This window comes from Burkholderia sp. Ac-20365 (assembly GCF_017104715.1).
In the GTDB taxonomy this organism is placed as follows: Bacteria; Pseudomonadota; Gammaproteobacteria; order Burkholderiales; family Burkholderiaceae; genus Paraburkholderia.
The window spans coordinates 1-16,657 of record NZ_JAAGPI010000047.1 but is presented as its reverse complement, the minus strand read 5'-3'; the positions used below and the strand labels follow the sequence as shown (position 1 = coordinate 16,657).

Genomic DNA, 16,657 nt, shown 5'->3' with positions numbered 1-16,657 from the left:
AGTTACGCATGCTCCGCCGCACGCGCGGCATCGCGGTCCTGGGTATTCGACGCGGCGTCGGCCGTTCCCGGTGCGACGTCTTCGAGCGCGTGGCGGCTCGTTTCGACGCGAAGTATGAGAACCGCAACGCACAGCACCGCGAAGATCACGCTCACCATCGCAATCACGCCGGACACGCCGACACGCTGGTACAGCAGCAGCGCAAGATAGGGCGTTGCAATCGACGCAGCGCGTCCGCACGTGCCCGCGACGCCCGTGCCGCGCAAGCGCACTTCGGTCGGGAACAGTTCGGGAATGTAGCCGAACAGGCCGAGTGTCGTGATCGTGTAGATCGTCGTGACCAGACAGAAGCCGACCACGATGATCTGCGCCGGCTCGCGCAACGTCACGTAGATCCAGCCCAGCACTATACTCACCAGCGCCGCGAGCACGATGCCTTTCGCGCGGCCGATGCGGTCCGCAATCAGATATCCGACGAGACCACCGACAGGTGAGCCGATCGACATCAGCATCACGAAGCCGAGCGACTTGACGATCGACAACCCTTCGCTGACGAAGAAGGTCGGCAGCCACGCAATGAATCCGTACAGCCCGATGTTGACGGCAATTGCCGTGAGCGCCGCGACGCAGGTACGTCCACGCATGCCCGGCGCGAACAGCGCGCGCAACGGCACCGCGCCGACGTTCAGATTGACCACGCGCTGCACGGGCGGCAAGCTGCCGACGCGCGCTTCCACTTCACGCTCGATCGCGGACAACGTCGCTTCGGCTTCATCGAGCTTGCCCGTCGATTCGAGCCAGCGCGGCGACTCGGGCATCCGGTGACGCAGGAACCACACCACCAGCGCGCCGACACCCGCAATCGCAAACATATAGCGCCAGCCGAGGTTCGGAATGATCCAGTAACCCGCCGCAAGCGCCGCAAAGAGTCCGCTGTTGATGATGATCGCAAGCAGCGACACCCATTTGCCGCGCGTCGCGGGCGGCACGAATTCGGCGAGGGTGCCGGCAGCGACCACCAGTTCCGCGCCGAGCCCGATACCCATGATGAAGCGCAATCCGATCAGCCATTCGATATTCGGCGCGAAGCAGGCCGCAATCGAGGCGATGCCGAAGATCGCGAGATTCAACTGATACGAGTACCGCCGTCCGAGCCGGTCGCCGACGTGTCCCGCCGCATACGCACCGAGCATCATGCCGACAAAGGTCGCAGACACGAACATCGCGCCGTGCTGCAGATCGGTGAAGCCCTCCTTGACCATCGCCGCGACGGAGCCGTTGGCGAGATAGATGTCGAATGCATCGAGAAACGCGCCACCCGCGATCAGGCCGAGTATCTTCCAGTGGAAGCGGCAAATGGGCAGACGGTCCAGCCGGCCAGCGGCATTGACTGACATAGGTTTGTCTCCTGGTTTGGATGCCTTGCCGCCAATTGGAAGAGGGCAAGGCGGGCACTATTGTTTTGAAGTGATTGCCCGGATGGTGTGAAAGGCGCTTCGAGCGCTTGCCGTTCTGCTACACGGCTTTGGCTGCACGCAGCGCTTCCACCTCCGATGGACTGAAGCCGAGTTCCTGCAGGATCGCGTTCGTATGCGCGCCGAGCGCCGGGACGGCGTCCATGCGCGGTTCGCTGTCGGCGGACACACCGGGCGGATACAGCGCGGGAATCTCGCCCGCGGCCGTCTGCACATGGGTCCAGCGTTGACGCGCTTTCAGTTGCTCGTGGTTCCAGACGTCGTGCATGTCGTTCATCTGCGCATTCGCGATGCTGGCCTTTTCGAGGCGCTCGATCACTTGCACCGCTGTCAGCCCGGAAAACGCGTCGACGATGATCCGTGTAAGTTCTTCTCGATGCTTTGTACGGCCGCTGTTCGAAGCGAAACGCTCGTCCGCGAGCAGATCGGGACGCGCGATCACCGTTTCGCAGAAGTTCTTCCATTCACGCTCGTTTTGCAGGCCGAGCATCACGGTCTTGCCATCGCCGGCCATGAACGGACCATACGGAAAGATGGTTGCGTGCGCGGCGCCAGCCTGAGCAGGCGGCGTCTGTCCGTCGATCGAGTAGTAGAGCGGATAACCCATCCACTCGACCATGCTTTCGAGCATCGATACATCGATATGCTTGCCGCGCCCCGTCTGCGCGCGTTCCAGCAGTGCAGCGAGAATATTGGTGTAGCCGTACATGCCCGCTGCAATGTCGGCGATGGAGCAACCCGCTTTGGCCGGCTGGCCGTCCGAACCCGTGATGCTCAGGAAGCCAGATTCGCTCTGGATCAACAGGTCATAAGCTTTCTTGTCGCGATAGGGACCATCCAGTCCATAACCGGAAATGTCGCAAACAATCAGCTTGGGGTACTTCTCGCTGAGCGTCGCGTAGTCGAGACCGAGGCGCTGCGTCGCGCCGGGTGCGAGGTTCTGCACGAACACGTCAGCGTCGGCGAGCAGTTTGTGCACGATGTCGAGCGCCTGCGGCTGCTTGACGTCTAGCGTGATGCTTTCCTTCGAGCGGTTCGTCCACACGAAATGCGACGCGAGTCCCGACACGCGCTCGTCGTAGCCGCGCGCGAAGTCGCCCACACCGGGTCGCTCGACCTTGATGACGCGCGCACCGAGATCCGCGAGCTGGCGGGTGCAGAAGGGCGCGGCGATCGCATGTTCGAACGTGACGACCTTGATGCCTTGTAGCGGACGCATAGTCGAACTCGCTGTCAGAAAGAACGCGGCAGACCGAGGATATGCTCGGCGACGTACGACAGAATCAGGTTCGTCGAAATCGGTGCGACCTGATAGAGCCGCGTCTCGCGGAACTTGCGCTCGACGTCGTATTCAGCCGCGAAGCCAAAGCCGCCATGAAACTGCAGGCAGGCATTGGCTGCTTCCCACGATGCATCGGCGGCGAGCAGCTTCGCCATGTTGGCTTGCGCGCCGCATGGCTCGTGCGCGTCGAAGCGGCGCGCGGCCTCGAAGCGCATCAGGTTCGCCGCTTCGATGTTGACGTAAGAGCGTGCAATCGGAAACTGCACGCCCTGGTTCTGGCCGATCGGGCGGCCGAACACGACGCGGTCCTTCACGTACTGCGACACCTTGTCGATGAACCAGTAACCGTCGCCGATGCATTCGGCTGCGATCAGCGTACGCTCGGCATTCAGTCCGTCCAGGATGTACTTGAAGCCCATGCCTTCTTCGCCGATCAGGTTGTCGGCGGGAATCTCGAGGTTGTCGAAGAACAGTTCGTTGGTCTCGTGATTGACCATGTTGGGAATGGGACGCACCGTCATGCCGTGGCCGATCGCTTCGCGAAGGTCGACGATGAAGATCGACATGCCTTCGCTTTTCTTCGTGACGTCGGAAAGCGGTGTGGTGCGCGCGAGCAGGATCATCAGGTCGGAATGCTGGACGCGCGAGATCCACACCTTTTGTCCGTTGACGACATAGCGGTCGCCTTTGCGAACAGCCGTTGTTTTGATTTTCGTCGTGTCGGTGCCGGTGGTCGGCTCGGTGACACCCATCGATTGCAGGCGCAGTTCGCCGCTCGCAATCTTCGGCAGATACAGACGCTTCTGTTCGTCCGAGCCATGGCGCAGCAGCGTGCCCATGTTGTACATCTGGCCGTGGCACGCGCCCGAGTTGCCGCCCGAGCGGTTGATTTCTTCCATGATGACGGACGCTTCCGTCAGCCCCAGCCCCGAGCCGCCGTATTCTTGCGGGATCAAGGCGGCGAGCCAGCCCGCTTTCGTTAGCGCATCGACGAAGGCTTCGGGGTAGCCGCGTTCTTCATCCACCTTGCGAAAGTACTCGGCCGGGAATTGCGCGCAAAGATCGCGAACGGCTTCGCGGATGTCCTGAAACGGATCGGTAACGGTATGGATCATGTTGAAATCGAATGCGGTTGCTAGATTGCGGAATCAGGCGAGCGTGGCGCGTGCGGTCATGGTCAGCCAGCCTTCGTGATCTTTCGACCAGAGTTCGACAGTCTTTCCATCCGCCGACGGCTGGCCGCACAGATGCAGCGTGTTGCCCATAAAGCTCGGACGCAGCGCCTTGTACGAGAATTCGCGCACTGTCGCGTCAGGCGCATGCCTGCGTAACAGGTCCATCAATAGCGTGGCGATCAGCGGTCCGTGCACGACGAGGTTCGGATAGCCTTCCACTTCAGTCACGTAGGTCTTGTCGTAGTGAATGCGATGCACGTTGAAGGTCAGCGCCGAGTAGCGGAACATCAGCACTTCGTCCGGGACGATCTGCCTGTGCCACTGCGCCGCCTCGGGCGCGGCTGTCGGTGCTGGAGCGGGCGTGCCTGGCACGGCCGGCGCGCGGTACACGATGTCATGTTCTTCGTCGATCGCGAGCGTGCCTTCGCAATAGACCTTGTGATTCACGGTCACGAAGCCGAGCTTGCCGGTACGGCCTTCCTTTTCGCTGATGTTCAGGATCGACGATTCGCGCGTGATCGCGCTGCCTACCGTGAGCGGCGCATGAAAACGCAAGCGGCCGCCCGCCCACATGCGACGCGGCAAGCCAAGATCGGGAAGAAAGCCACCTTTCTTCGGATGGCCATCTTCGCCAATCTGCGATTGCGGGACCGTGGGGCGGAAGAAGATCCAGTGCCAGAGAAGGGGAAGCGCGTCGCCGGGAAGAGGCGGGGTGTCGTAGTCGAGCGTGGCGCTCATCGCGACAGCCGAAGTGGGCACGACGATATCGGCGGCGATCACGCAATGCGTATCGGTTGCAGCGGACTGCGAGTTCATGCTCGTCTCCGTCGCCGGCTGTGCCAGCGCGTTCGTTCTCGATATGGAGACTTTAGGTGAAGCAGGAATAGGGCGGAAATACCAGTTTCATGTGCCAGTCATAGGACGATCCTATTACGGACGGGGTACGCCCGCACGCTGCAACACGGTCATCGGGCCGAGCCGCTCGATCAACGCCCTATGCACCGCGTCGCGTACGAACAGCGAGCCTGCATAGCCGAGCGCGTTCACCGAGATTCCGTCAACACGTTCCGCGGATCTCGGCACGACCAGCATCCAGCGGCGCGTGACAAGCAGGTTGTATGGAGACGCCTGGCACGATTCGCCATCAACATCGATCGCGCCCAGGCCTGCTGAATCTAGCAGCGTGCGGTAGCAGGAAAGCGCGGCGTGAGCGGCATCGGCGCGGTCGAGCGCAATACGCGCAAACGCATGCCGAAACGGAAAACCGGGCACCCTATGCCCTTCGACGCAGGCCTGCGCCAACAGGTGCTCAACCGGTACGGCCGCGTCCGCCGGGTCGCCAAGCGGCAGCGGCACGATCTGCAGATGCTTGTGCGGCTGGCTCGCGCCAGCTTCAGGCCCGCCATTGTAGAAACCAATGCCGTCGAATTCGCGCATGCAAGCCATCAGCGCTTCAAAGTCCGCAAGCGTGAGCAGCGCTTCCTGGCGCTGAAAATCACGCGTGACGATCAGCAGATGATGGTCGATCACGTTGAACTTGTTGAGCAAGGCGAGATGCGTGTCGGAGATATCAGCGACGAACAGATCGGGCTCGTACGGCAGGAACGGGTTCGCTGCGGGCCGATCCTGTGTCTGAAGCTTGCGCGCCTGCTCGCGTTGCTGTTCCTTGCGCGTGAGGCTCGACACTTGCCGTACGACGAACCGCACGCCGACGCTTTCGATGACGGTCTGAACGGTATCGATAGGTTGCAGCGCGCCGCAACGCAGCGCGTGTTCAGTCTGCCGTTCTATGGCGGCCCATAACGTTCCAGCAGTCAGGCGCAAATGATCCATCGTTCCAGATGCGAAGATTGGTTGCGTCAGAGTTTATAGCCGATCGTGCGTAACAGGTCTTTGCGCCATTGCACGTCTTCCGCGCTTTCGACGCCAAGCGGCGAGAAGCCGTCGATTACACCCACGATGCCGCGTCCCTGATCCGTTTCCGCAACCAGCACCTCGACGGGGTTGGCCGTCGCGCAGAAGATGCGGCACACCTCGGGCACACTCTTCAGCGTATTCAACACGTTGACGGGAAAAAAGCCGTCGCCGAGAAACACGAAGAAGCTATGTCCGGCCGAGACATTCATCGCGTTCTGGCTGGCCATGTCGATCAGCCCGTCATCGTTGCCGGAGCGCCGCACGAGCCGCTTGCCGGACGCTTCGCAGAATGCGAGTCCGAACTTGATGCCGGGCACGGCGCCAACCAGCGCTTCGTGAATATCCTCGACAGTCTTGATGAAATGGGATTGCCCGAGTATGAAGTTGGTCGCTTCGGGCTTGACGACGGTAACGGCGGACAATTGCATGGCGGGCCTCGCTCCGTGTGCGGCAGAACGCCGGTGAAGATGTGTATTGCGCTTGTTCTAGCCTAGACGCAAGCGCACGCGAGCGAAAGCCGCTGATGTAAGCGGATCGTTGGATAGCCCAATGCCGAAACATCGCGATACAAAGTCGAAAAGTTTGCAATGACCCGATATGGGAAAATCAGGGGCATGAACACGCGCAAAATTTCCATCATCGTGGCCGTGCTTGCCATGGCCAGCCCGTTGGCGCACGCGAGCCTCGCGAGCGGCGCCCACCAGTTCAAGACCGACGCCAAGACCGCGGGCCGGGAGACCGGGCACGCCGTTCGCGACGGCGTGCATGCGATCGGACGCGGCGCGAAGTCGGCGGGCCATGCCGTTGCCGACGCGAGCAAGCACGGTTATCACGCAACGAAGAAATTCGTGACGGGACATAGCTGATTGTTGCATTGCGGCACTGCGCCATATGCGCGACAACATATGAGCGCAGCCCGCTGAACAGCCCAATCAGGCGTACGATTAAAGGCATCGCCCCGTTGCGGACACCCGCCATCTGACGGAGAGCCGATATGAGACGCCTTTATTTTCTCGCCCCCGACACGACCACAGCAAAGGCCATCGTCGATGACCTGCTGTGCGCGCGGATCACCTGGCGGCACATTCATGTGCTCGCAAATCACAGCGTCACCCTCGAACAGTTGCCGCAAGCGTCTTTGCTGCAGAGCAGCGACGTCGTGCATGCTTTGGAGCGCGGCGTGGCGCTCGGCGGCGCCACGGGCGCGCTGCTGGGCCTCGTGGCGCTCGCATTTCCGCCTGCGCAACTTGCCATCGCGGGCGGCGCGGTGGTGATGCTGACGTTGACGGGCGCCGGTTTCGGCGCGTGGACGGCCACCATGATCGGCGTGAACGAGCCGAATACGCAGCTTGAGCGCTTCCGCGAAGCGATACGCGAAGGGCAGTTGCTCATCATGGCGGACGTGCCGGGATCGCGCGAACATGAGATCGAAGAACTGATCGCGCAGCATGTGCCGCGCGCCGATCTCGAAGGCGCGGAGCCGACTACGCCGATCTTTCCTTAGCAAACCCATTGCGCGCTGTAAGGCATTCGACAACACCGTCCAAATCGTCCAGAATCGAATGCCTTGCGCGCGGTGAGCGCTTCCACTATCTGGGTCGACACGATTCGTCCTGACGGCATTCCTTGGCCGTCGACGCACTTACCCGCCGCGCAGTTTCTATCCACGCGACTCACGCCCGTTATACGGAACGGGCGCTTTCGCGCAAAGACGTGCTGGCGAATAACTCAATGAGAAAGACTCTGGACGGCTTCGCCGTTTCAAGCATGGTGCTGCTGTGCCTGATATGGGGACTGCAACAGGCGGCGATGAAATCGATTGCGGCCGATGTCGCGCCAATGCTTCAGGTCTCGCTGCGCTCCGGGGTTGCCGCCGTGCTGGTGTGGGTGTTCGGCCGTCTGATCGTGCGGGATACATGGCTCAAGGGTGTTGCGCTCGGGCCGGGAACGCTGGTCGGGTTGCTGTTTGCGGCCGAGTTTCTGTTCATCGCCGAAGGTTTGCGCTACACCACGGCGTCGCACATGGCCGTCTTCATTTACACCGCGCCGATGTTCGCCGCCATTGGCCTGCAACTCGCGCTGCCCTCCGAGCGCCTGACGCGCATGCAGTGGTCGGGTATTGCTATCGCATTCGTCGGCATTGTGATTACCTTTGTCGGGCCGGGCGCGGGGCGTGGCGCGAGTTCATCGGCGCCGAACTGGATGCTGGGCGATCTGCTCGGTCTGTGCGCAGGGGCTGCGTGGGGCGTGACGACCGTTATCGTCCGCGCGACGCGTCTGAGTGAAGCGCCCGCCACGCAGACGCTGTTCATCCAGCTCGTATGGGCCTTTATCGTACTGTTGCCGTTTGCGTTCCTGTCCGGCCAGTCCGCGTTTCATGGCAATACGCTGGTGTGGGCGAGCCTCGGCTTTCAGGCACTCGTCGTCTGCTTTTTCAGCTATGTCGCGTGGTTCTATCTGCTAAGGGTGTATCTTGCGTCGCGGCTTGGCGTGCTGTCGTTCATGGCGCCGATGTTCGGCGTCGCGCTTGGCGCGCTGCTGCTGCACGAACGGCTCGATCCGACCTTCCTCGCGGGCTCGGCGTTCGTGCTGGCCGGCATGCTGCTGGTCAATGGACGCGAGTGGCTCAAGTTCGTGTTTGCACGGCAGCGGCGCGACGGAAAGATCGGGTCGGTGTGAACGTGAAGCGCGTTATTGGCTGATCGTGCGTCGACGCAGGTATTCCGCAGCCAGCACGCACGCCGTAAGCCATGCCGTCGACGACAACGCGCCGGCAAGCACATCACTGGCGAAATGCACGCCGATCATCAGACGGCTCCACGCAATCGTGCCGATCACTGCCACCGCGCCGAGCACGACGGGCAGCCGCCAGCGCGCGGGCAACGTACGTATGAGCACGTAGGCAAGCGCGCCGAACGTCGCGAGCGAGCCGGATGTGTGGCCGCTCGGAAAACTCCAGCTATGCACGGATGCAAGCGCCGTGTCGTATTCGGGCCGCGCACGGCGGATCAGTTGCTTGAGTGTCATGTTCAGCAGCCCGTTGCCGCCTGATGCCGCGGCAAGCGCGCAGGCGAGCAGCGTGTGACGCTTCCACAGCAGTGCCATGACGCCCGCCGCGCAGCACACGGCCAGCACCCACGGATCGCCGACGTGTGTCGCGGCGGCAAAGAAGTGTTTGACATCGCGCGGGACTGAGGCGCCGAGTTCGAGCGCGAACGCAAGGTCGAAGTGGGTCAACACGGGATTGGTCAACAGCACGTGCGTGATCGTAGCGAAGGCAGCCGTCGCTGCGGCGATGACAACTACGCCTAAGCCGATACCCGCACCAAACGTCAACACGCGTGCGCGGCCAATGCGAAACGCGCCATACGCAATGCACTCTCCGATGAGCAACGTCAGCACCATCAGTTCGAGCGCGTGCCGGCCCGCGAGACTGGCTACTTCCATCATCACGTGCCCGCCGCGCGCACGGAGGCGGGCGCGGGCGCGGCTTCCGTTCCCGCGAGTTCGAGCACATGCTCCAGCACGGGCACGAAAGCCTTGCCGTCTTCTGCAAAGTCGTAACGCGCGACGATGGCCGTGCGCGTGTTCGCTTCGGTGGCTTCGTAGCGAATCAGATTGACCGAGTTTGGGATCTGCGCGCGAATGCGCGTCGACACGGCTGTGCCCGCCTGCACGGCCCACACGGGCCGCGCGATATTCATCCGGCTCGCGAGCGGCAGCACATAAGGCAAATGAATATGCCCGCCGACGATCAGGTCCGCGCCCGCCTGCGCCCATCGGCGGATAGCCTGTTCGTGGCCGTGCAACAGGTTGTGCGTATCTTCAACCGTGACGGATGCGACGGGTTGATGCGTGACGACCACGCGCAATTGCAGCGGCGTCGCGCGCGCCAGGCGTTGCGCAACCCGTTCGATCTGCTCCGCGGACACTTCGCCATCGGTGTGCCGCGCAGCGCGTGTCGTGTTCACGCCTATCACGAGCGCGTCGTGCGATGAAAATATGGGTTCGAGTTCATCGCCAAACACACGCCGATGATTCGCATACGGATGCAGCACGCGCGCGAACAGGTTGAAGAGAGGAATGTCGTGATTGCCCGGAATCACCAGCGCGGGTGTCGCACCCAGACGATCGACGAAGGCCCGCGCCGCTGCGAACTGGTTGCGCCGCGCGCGCTGCGTAATGTCGCCGGACAGCACCGCGAGATCGGGCCGCTCGCGCGCGGCGAGTTGCAGCAAGGCTTCCACCACCTCAGCCCGTTCGGTGCCGAAATGCGGATCGGAGATCTGGAGCAACAGCGTCATGAGCGGTTTAGGGCGGCGACATCGGCCTCGGGTTTGAGCAGATAAAGCGGCGTTTCGCCGACACGAAATTCGAGTGGCATCGGCATGCGCGTGACCTCGCCATCCATGGCGATTTTGACACGCCGTCTGCGTTTCGACGGACGCGTCACCGTGAAGCGGTGAAACGCAAATGCGATCACATTGTCCGCATCGCTCATCCGGCTTGCCGCGCCGCGCAACGACAGCACGATTTGCGCGATGCGGCCGATCGCGCGCGGCGCCAGTGCAACCAGCAAGCCTTGCGCCAGCAACGGCGCTTCCGCCGCGCCGACCTGTTCGAGTTGAAGCCGGTTGTTCGCGACGAACAGGGTCGATGTGCGAATCTCCTGCATCGTGCCTTCGTGATCGACGTGCAGCCGCAGATGCCGGTGCCGGCGCAACAGCATCGTGACGGCCGACCACAGTGCGACCAGCCGGCTGCGCCCGAATTGCCGCTTGTAGAGTTCCCGATGCTCGAGCATCTTCGGATACAGCCCGAGGCTCGCATTGACGAGGAACATGCGCTCGTTGACGTAGCCGACCTGTACGGGATGCGCGCGTGCCGTCAGCAGCAGATCGACGGCACGCGCGGGGTCGGCGGGAATGCCGTGGTCGCGGCTGAAGTAGTTGAAGGTGCCGCACGGCAGCACGCCGAACGCGCAGCCGCTGCCGATCACCGTCTGCGCGAGGGCGCACAGCGTGCCGTCGCCGCCCGCGCCGACCACCACGCCGCCGCGCGCCCGTACGCGTTCGACCGCGCGTTGCGCCGTCGCGCCGAGCTGCGACGGATCGTGGACGAGCATCAGCTCATACTCGCGCTGCGCCTTGCCGAACTTGTCCGCGATCAATGCGGCCGTGCTTCCGCCTTGCTTGCGGCCCGAGCCCGCGTTCATCACGATCACGAACGGCGCACGCGGGTCCATCTGGCGGATTTCGCCGTGCGCAAGATCGGTGGATGGACGCGCGGCCTGGTTCATTGCGTCTGCGCGCCGGGCACGAGATGGATGCGCTTTTCCGTCACCTGTTCGACGGCGGCGCGCGTGTAGAGCAGCGGGAAATACTCGCCGTGCAGCCACATCTGCGCGAGATCGCGATAATGCGGGCTGTCGGGATCGCCCGATTCGCCCGGCAGATTCACTGCGCGCGAGTTGTCCCAGTTGCCGACATCGACGATCACGCGAAACGACGGGCCGTTGGTCTGCCGGAAGTCACTCGCGCGATACGTGGACTGATTCGGCGTATAGGCGCTGCCGCCTTTGCCTGTCGGCCCGACGTTGAGCTTCGCGCGCATGTCGGCGTCGACGAGATCGGCGAACGGATGGGCGTTGAGGTTGGTTTGCAGTTTTCCCCATTGCCATGCGCTCGCGTCCGCGCCCTGCAGCTTGACCATCTCGCGATACGCGTCGCGCAGGCTGGTCAGCATGACGGTGTCGCGTTTGCCTTGTGCGTTATCGCCGAAGCGGGCGTCGGGATGTTCGAGCGAATCGAGCAGCACGGCGGTGTCGGGCGCGCCGAAGGCATCGGCGGCGTCCTTCGGCAATACCGCTTGCTTGAACGCGCGGCCCAGGTGTCGCGACAGCCACACTTCCTCCAGCGCTGCCTGCGCGGAGTTCGCGCCCATCTGCGCGTCCCAGCCCTTGAGCAGCGCGAGCGCCGCGCGCGTGTCGGCATCGTCGGATGAGAGCGGCGTGAGCAGCGCGACGAGACGCCGCGCGGGGATCGATACGTTGTCGTTCTGCAGGCGCTCGCTGTCTTCGATCGATACTTTCGTCGACGCCTTCAACACTTCATCGATACGTTGATGGCGCGAGCCATTCGTCCATTCGAAGCCGAGCTTGCGTTCCGCGTACGGATAACCGGCGGGCAGGTTCATTTCGTTGGACGTCGTGAAGTAGCCCTGCTTCGGGTCGAATGTGGACGGCATGTCGTCGCGCGGCCAGAAGCCGGCCCATTCGTAGCGACCGTCGCCCGGCACTGGCAGCAGGCCGTCCCAGTTCGGCCGCTTTGGCGCAAGCCCGCTCGGCACCCAGCCGATGTTGCCTTGCGTGTCCGCATAGACCTGATTGACGGTCGGCGCGCCCCACGTCGACAGGTCGTTTCTGAACTGCGTGTAGTTCTTCGCGCGCATGTAGCGCACGGAATCGAAGTACGGCGACATGCCGGGTTCGAGCCACGCGGTGCGCACGGCAAACGCGCGATGTTTCGCGTCTTCCGTGTAGATCACAGGCCCATGCCGCGTGAACGCCAGTTCCGCTGTGACGGGCGCGCCGCCGCGCACCGCGATCTGTTCGCGCACGATGCGCATCGGCTCCCAGCGCCCCTTGTAGCGATACTCATGGGGATTCGCCGGGTTGAGTTCGTAGACGTACAGGTCTTCCTGATCGATGTTGAAGATCGTCAGGCCGAATGCGATCGAGCCATTGTGTCCGATCGATACACCCGGCGACGAAGGCTCGCCGCCGCCGATCAGGTCGAGCGTCGGCGCGCTGATCTGCTGGATATAGCGCAGGCTCGGCGCGGCATACGCGCGGTGCGGATCGTTCGCCATGATCGCGCGGCCTGTCGCCGATCTCTCCGGTGCGATCACCCAGTTGTTGCTGCCCTCCGTGACTTCTTCGAGGTTTTCCGCAGCGGCGATCACGGTGGTCGATGCATCGGCGCTCTTCAGTGAATCGCGCGTTACGCGGACATTCTGCGTGGCGAGGTCGAAGACTTTGAGCACGTTGTCGGGCAGGCACGGATCGAGTCCTTCCGGCATATGCGGCTGCCACTGCGGTTGCAGACCGAAACGGATCGAATCCGCGGCAAGCGTGCTCTTGCACGTGACCTTCGCGCGCGCCACTTCGCTCTCCAGATTGCGCGTGAGGCCGTGACTGCGGATACGCACGACGTCGTCGGCCGACCACTTCGCGGGCCAGTAGCCGACTGTGCGAAATTCATACGGCAAGTGGTCCGGATGCGCGGCCAGCCAGTCGATATACGCATTCACGCCCGCGGCAAATTGCGTTGCGACAGGCTTGGCGTCGGGCCCGTAACGTTTCCATTCGACCGACATGTCGCCGCGATACAGGAAGAGCCGCGTCGCCTTGTCCTGCTCGACATAGGCAGGGCCGAACACTTCGGCCAGTTCACCGAGACCGCGCCGCCGCCACAGGTCGATCTGGAACATGCGGTCGCGCGCCGCGTTGAAGCCCTGCACGAAGAACGCGTCGTGCTCGTTCTGCGCGAAGATATGCGGTACGCCCCATTTGTCGATGAGGATGTCGGTTGGGCGCGACAGACCTTCCACCGTGATCGTTTCGTCGGGCGCGCTGTCCGCGCGAGCCGGTTGAGCCGACAGCGCGCCAAGCGTCGCGCATGCAAATATGACTGCGAGAGTGTGTCTTGCCTGCACTTGTTTCCTCCTTATGTTCGCAACGCAATGTCTCCGTGAGGATATTGACTGTACCCGACGTTTCTTCGTTTGTTGATCACAACATCGCGTGTCCGATGTTGCTTGTGGATGCAACGTTATGCATGTGCATGCAACGGGCATTGATAGCATCAGCAGAAGCAAGGCCCATGCGCCTTTTAGCGCGATCGGCGGTTTGCGCACGTTGGCTTTCCCACTATGATGAGCCTTCTGTCGATGCAGCCACCGTCGCGCAGCACGATTACGAACGAGAACAGGGAGACGTCATTGAAGCGACTTTTCGTCACGGTGTCATGCGCGGTCATGCTGTCGGGCTGCGGCGGAAATGGCATGACGCGCGGCAACACGCATGCGGCGCCGAAGGTGATTCTCGACAGCGACTACAACACGATGAGCGACGACGGTCAGCTCGGCGTGATGGCCGCGCAACTGCAGGCGCAAGGCAGGATCGAGTTGCTTGGCATCACGGTGGTGTCGGGCAACCAGTGGCTCAGGCAGGGTGTCTCGGATGCGTTGAAGTCGATGGAGCGCCTGGGCGTTGGCGATCGCATCGGCGTGTATGCGGGTGCGAATTACGCGCTGGCGCATCCGTACCCGGAAATCCAGCGGGAACGCGCGCAGTTCCCGGGCGGTGACGGTTATCTCGGCGCATGGGGCACGCCGGAGCCGACTTCGGACGCACAACTGGTCGCGCCGCCCGATGGCTTTGCTCTGCACACGCGTGTGCAGAGCAAGAGCGCAGTCGATTTCATCGCCGATACGGTGAAGGCGAACCCGCACCAGATAACGATCCTCGCTATCGGTCCACTGACGAACATCGCGCTCGCGGCACGCCGGCATCCCGAGATCGTGCCGTTGATCAAGCAGATCATCTACATGGGCGGCGCGATCGACGTCCCCGGCAACACCACGGCAACCGCCGAATTCAACTGGTGGTTCGATCCCGAAGCAGCGCGCGAAGTACTGCGTTTGCCCATCAGGCAGACGGTGATCCCGCTCGACGTCACCGACACCGTGAAGATGGACAAGTCCATCTACGACCGCGTCGTGCGCGATCCGAACAGACAGACCATCATCACCAAGCTGTTCAGGCAGTTGAACGGCTACGGGTTCGACGGCAAGAACGGCTTCGAAACCAATCCGAACTACACCACGGATATCTGGGACACGCTGACCATCGCGTATCTGATGGACCCGACTTTCGCGACGCAGACGGAGGAACGCTGGGTCGACGTCGACACGAGCTTCGGCGCGAACGACGGCAAGTCGACGGGATACGCGAGTGCGCCGCCCGCAGGGTTGCAGAAGATGACGATCGTCAAGCGTTTCGATAACGCACGGTTTTTCGATTTCTACGTCGATCTGCTGACGCGACCCGTGCCTGTGAAACTGCCGTGACACGCGCGTGATCGGGCAGACGCGCGGGCACACAAGCGGGCACACAAGCGGGCAGGCGAGTGTGTAAGCGACCGTTCAATTGCACACGCACCATTCACCACCTAGTATCCATTTCGGACCAGCCGGCTGCGTTGCGATGCGGCACGTCGGATGTATTCGCCGCTGCATATCGGCGTACAGGCCGCGCTGGAGGGACTGTTCTTCGACTGGAGCAAATTCGATGCGAAAGATGAGAGCGGTACAGGTGGGCAGCGCAGGCGGCGCGCTGGAACTCGTGGAACGTGAGGTGCCGTCGCCGGGACCGGGCCAGGTGTTGATCAAGGTGCAGGCGTGCGGCATCTGCCACAGCGACTCGCTGACCAAGGAAGGCCAGTGGCCGGGTCTGCAGTTTCCGCGCGTGCCGGGGCATGAAGTGGCGGGCGTGATCGATACCGTCGGCGCGGGTGTCGAAGGGTGGAAGGCGGGCGAACGTGTTGGCGTGGGCTGGCACGGCGGCCATTGCGGTCATTGCGCGAATTGCCGGCGCGGTTATTTCGTGGTGTGCGAGAAGGCGCAGGTGCCGGGCATCAGCTACGACGGCGGTTACGCGGACTATCTCGTCGCGCCCGTCGAAGCGCTCGCGCGCATGCCCGAAGATCTCAACGACGTCGACGCCGCGCCGCTGCTTTGCGCGGGCATCACGACGTTCAACGCGCTGCGCAACAGTGGTGCGCGAGCGGGCGATACGGTGGCGATTCTGGGTATCGGCGGGCTGGGGCATCTCGGTGTGCAGTTCGCGCGGCGCATGGGGTTCCGGACGGTGGCGATCGCGCGTGGCGAGGACAAGGCGCCGCTCGCGAAGCAACTCGGCGCGCATCATTACATCGACAGCCGCACGCAGAATGTCGCGGACGCGCTGAAGGCGCTCGGCGGCGCGAAGGTCATTCTCGCGACAGTGACGAGCGGCGACGCGATGACGGCGACCCTGGGCGGGCTGGGGCTCGACGGCAAGCTGATCATCCTCGGCGTGGCCGACAAGCCGATCGAAGTGCCGCCGGTGCAGTTCATCATGGGGCGCAATGCGGTGGTGGGCTGGCCGTCGGGTTCGTCGGCGGATTCCGAGGACACGCTCGCCTTCAGCGCACTCTCCGATGTCAAGCCGATGATCGAAACCTATCCGCTCGAACGCGCGGCGGAAGCATACGACCGCATGATGAGCGGCGCCGCGCGTTTCCGTGTCGTGCTGACGATGCAGTAGCCGTTTCGTTTTACAAGGCGCCAGAAGGCCGCCGTCGCGAACTTCGCGACGGCGGCTGTAAATCGCGCTCTGCCAATGTTCGCCGGGGTTTGCGGCGACTCTCGCATGCCCTTGGCTCCCGATCGACACCCCGCCAGGCAATTTCACCTCCCGCAGCGCGTAAAATGCTGCCTTTTCGAGATTTTGGTCGTATGGTTCAAGCCCTCCAGCGCACGGCGGTAAGCGGTCCGACGCTCGTCCGCCTGCTCGCGCGGCTGACGGCTGCCGATGTTTCCGCTTCGGGCCAGTCGCTGTCAGACCAGTTGAGCCAGTGGCTCGGCTGGACGGACGCGATTGGGCTGTCGACGGCGCTCAACAGCAAGCCGCCCGCCGTTGCCTCCGGCGCGCGGGCTGCGGGCAGCGCGGAAGGCGAGTGCGTGCGGTTGCGCGCGTCGCTGGG

Annotated in this window: 16 protein-coding genes; 6 read left to right on the top strand and 10 right to left on the bottom strand. The window is 63.0% G+C overall.

Going from position 1 to position 16,657, the window contains the following annotated elements; translation table 11 throughout:
* Window positions 1-2 precede the first annotated feature (2 nt).
* From G3O01_RS39715 to G3O01_RS39690, 6 genes are all read right to left on the bottom strand, one after another.
* The gene (locus tag G3O01_RS39715) at window positions 3-1,397 is read right to left on the bottom strand and encodes an MFS transporter (RefSeq protein ID WP_205812948.1); all 1,395 of its coding nucleotides are present in this window, start codon (window positions 1,395-1,397) and stop codon (window positions 3-5) included.
* A gap of 118 nt (window positions 1,398-1,515) precedes the next feature.
* Window positions 1,516-2,694 carry a CaiB/BaiF CoA-transferase family protein gene (locus G3O01_RS39710; protein ID WP_205812947.1) on the bottom strand — a complete coding sequence of 393 codons (1,179 nt, stop codon included), beginning with the start codon at window positions 2,692-2,694 and terminating at the stop codon, window positions 1,516-1,518.
* 14 nt (window positions 2,695-2,708) lie between these two features.
* Entirely contained in the window at window positions 2,709-3,872 is a 1,164-nt protein-coding gene (locus G3O01_RS39705) for an acyl-CoA dehydrogenase family protein (RefSeq protein ID WP_205812946.1), read from the bottom strand.
* Window positions 3,873-3,905: 33 nt separating this feature from the next.
* Complete coding sequence (locus G3O01_RS39700) at window positions 3,906-4,748, bottom strand: MaoC family dehydratase N-terminal domain-containing protein (protein ID WP_205812945.1); 843 nt, start codon at window positions 4,746-4,748, stop codon at window positions 3,906-3,908.
* A 114-nt stretch (window positions 4,749-4,862) separates the two neighbouring features.
* Window positions 4,863-5,765 (bottom strand): DUF4922 domain-containing protein, encoded by a 903-nt coding sequence (locus G3O01_RS39695; protein ID WP_205812944.1) that lies wholly within the window; start codon window positions 5,763-5,765, stop codon window positions 4,863-4,865.
* A 26-nt stretch (window positions 5,766-5,791) separates the two neighbouring features.
* The gene (locus tag G3O01_RS39690; protein ID WP_205812943.1) at window positions 5,792-6,277 is read right to left on the bottom strand and encodes an adenosine-specific kinase; all 486 of its coding nucleotides are present in this window, start codon (window positions 6,275-6,277) and stop codon (window positions 5,792-5,794) included.
* A gap of 186 nt (window positions 6,278-6,463) precedes the next feature.
* Between G3O01_RS39690 and G3O01_RS39685 the strand changes: the two genes are divergently transcribed.
* The 3 genes from G3O01_RS39685 (at window position 6,464) to G3O01_RS39675 (ending at window position 8,528) form a co-directional block, all read left to right on the top strand.
* The gene (locus G3O01_RS39685; RefSeq protein ID WP_205812942.1) at window positions 6,464-6,715 is read left to right on the top strand and encodes a hypothetical protein; all 252 of its coding nucleotides are present in this window, start codon (window positions 6,464-6,466) and stop codon (window positions 6,713-6,715) included.
* Between the two features lie 128 nt (window positions 6,716-6,843).
* Window positions 6,844-7,353, top strand: a complete 510-nt coding sequence (locus G3O01_RS39680; RefSeq protein WP_205812941.1) for a DUF1269 domain-containing protein — start codon at window positions 6,844-6,846, stop codon at window positions 7,351-7,353.
* A 227-nt stretch (window positions 7,354-7,580) separates the two neighbouring features.
* Window positions 7,581-8,528, top strand: coding sequence for a DMT family transporter (locus tag G3O01_RS39675; RefSeq protein WP_205812940.1), 948 nt, complete (start codon window positions 7,581-7,583; stop codon window positions 8,526-8,528).
* Window positions 8,529-8,540: 12 nt separating this feature from the next.
* Here the strand turns inward: G3O01_RS39675 and G3O01_RS39670 are convergent, their stop codons facing one another.
* From G3O01_RS39670 to G3O01_RS39655, 4 genes are read right to left on the bottom strand one after another with little or no spacing between them, the layout of a single operon-like run.
* Window positions 8,541-9,299, bottom strand: a complete 759-nt coding sequence (locus tag G3O01_RS39670; RefSeq protein WP_205812939.1) for a phosphatase PAP2 family protein — start codon at window positions 9,297-9,299, stop codon at window positions 8,541-8,543.
* The gene (locus G3O01_RS39665) at window positions 9,299-10,153 is read right to left on the bottom strand and encodes a metallophosphoesterase (protein WP_205812938.1); all 855 of its coding nucleotides are present in this window, start codon (window positions 10,151-10,153) and stop codon (window positions 9,299-9,301) included. The genes G3O01_RS39670 and G3O01_RS39665 overlap by 1 nt, the downstream gene beginning before the upstream one ends.
* Window positions 10,150-11,148: a diacylglycerol kinase family protein gene (locus G3O01_RS39660; protein ID WP_205812937.1), complete on the bottom strand. Its 999-nt coding sequence runs from the start codon at window positions 11,146-11,148 to the stop codon at window positions 10,150-10,152. Before G3O01_RS39660 ends, G3O01_RS39665 begins: the two co-directional genes overlap by 4 nt.
* Window positions 11,145-13,565, bottom strand: coding sequence for a penicillin acylase family protein (locus G3O01_RS39655; RefSeq protein ID WP_205812936.1), 2,421 nt, complete (start codon window positions 13,563-13,565; stop codon window positions 11,145-11,147). Before G3O01_RS39655 ends, G3O01_RS39660 begins: the two co-directional genes overlap by 4 nt.
* A gap of 321 nt (window positions 13,566-13,886) precedes the next feature.
* Between G3O01_RS39655 and G3O01_RS39650 the strand changes: the two genes are divergently transcribed.
* From G3O01_RS39650 to G3O01_RS39640, 3 genes are all read left to right on the top strand, one after another.
* Window positions 13,887-14,981, top strand: a complete 1,095-nt coding sequence (locus G3O01_RS39650) for a nucleoside hydrolase (RefSeq protein WP_241024666.1) — start codon at window positions 13,887-13,889, stop codon at window positions 14,979-14,981.
* 220 nt (window positions 14,982-15,201) lie between these two features.
* Complete coding sequence (locus tag G3O01_RS39645) at window positions 15,202-16,218, top strand: alcohol dehydrogenase (RefSeq protein ID WP_205812934.1); 1,017 nt, start codon at window positions 15,202-15,204, stop codon at window positions 16,216-16,218.
* A 191-nt stretch (window positions 16,219-16,409) separates the two neighbouring features.
* A partial coding sequence (locus G3O01_RS39640; protein ID WP_205812933.1) for a DUF3348 family protein occupies window positions 16,410-16,657 on the top strand: 248 nt, incomplete at its 3' end.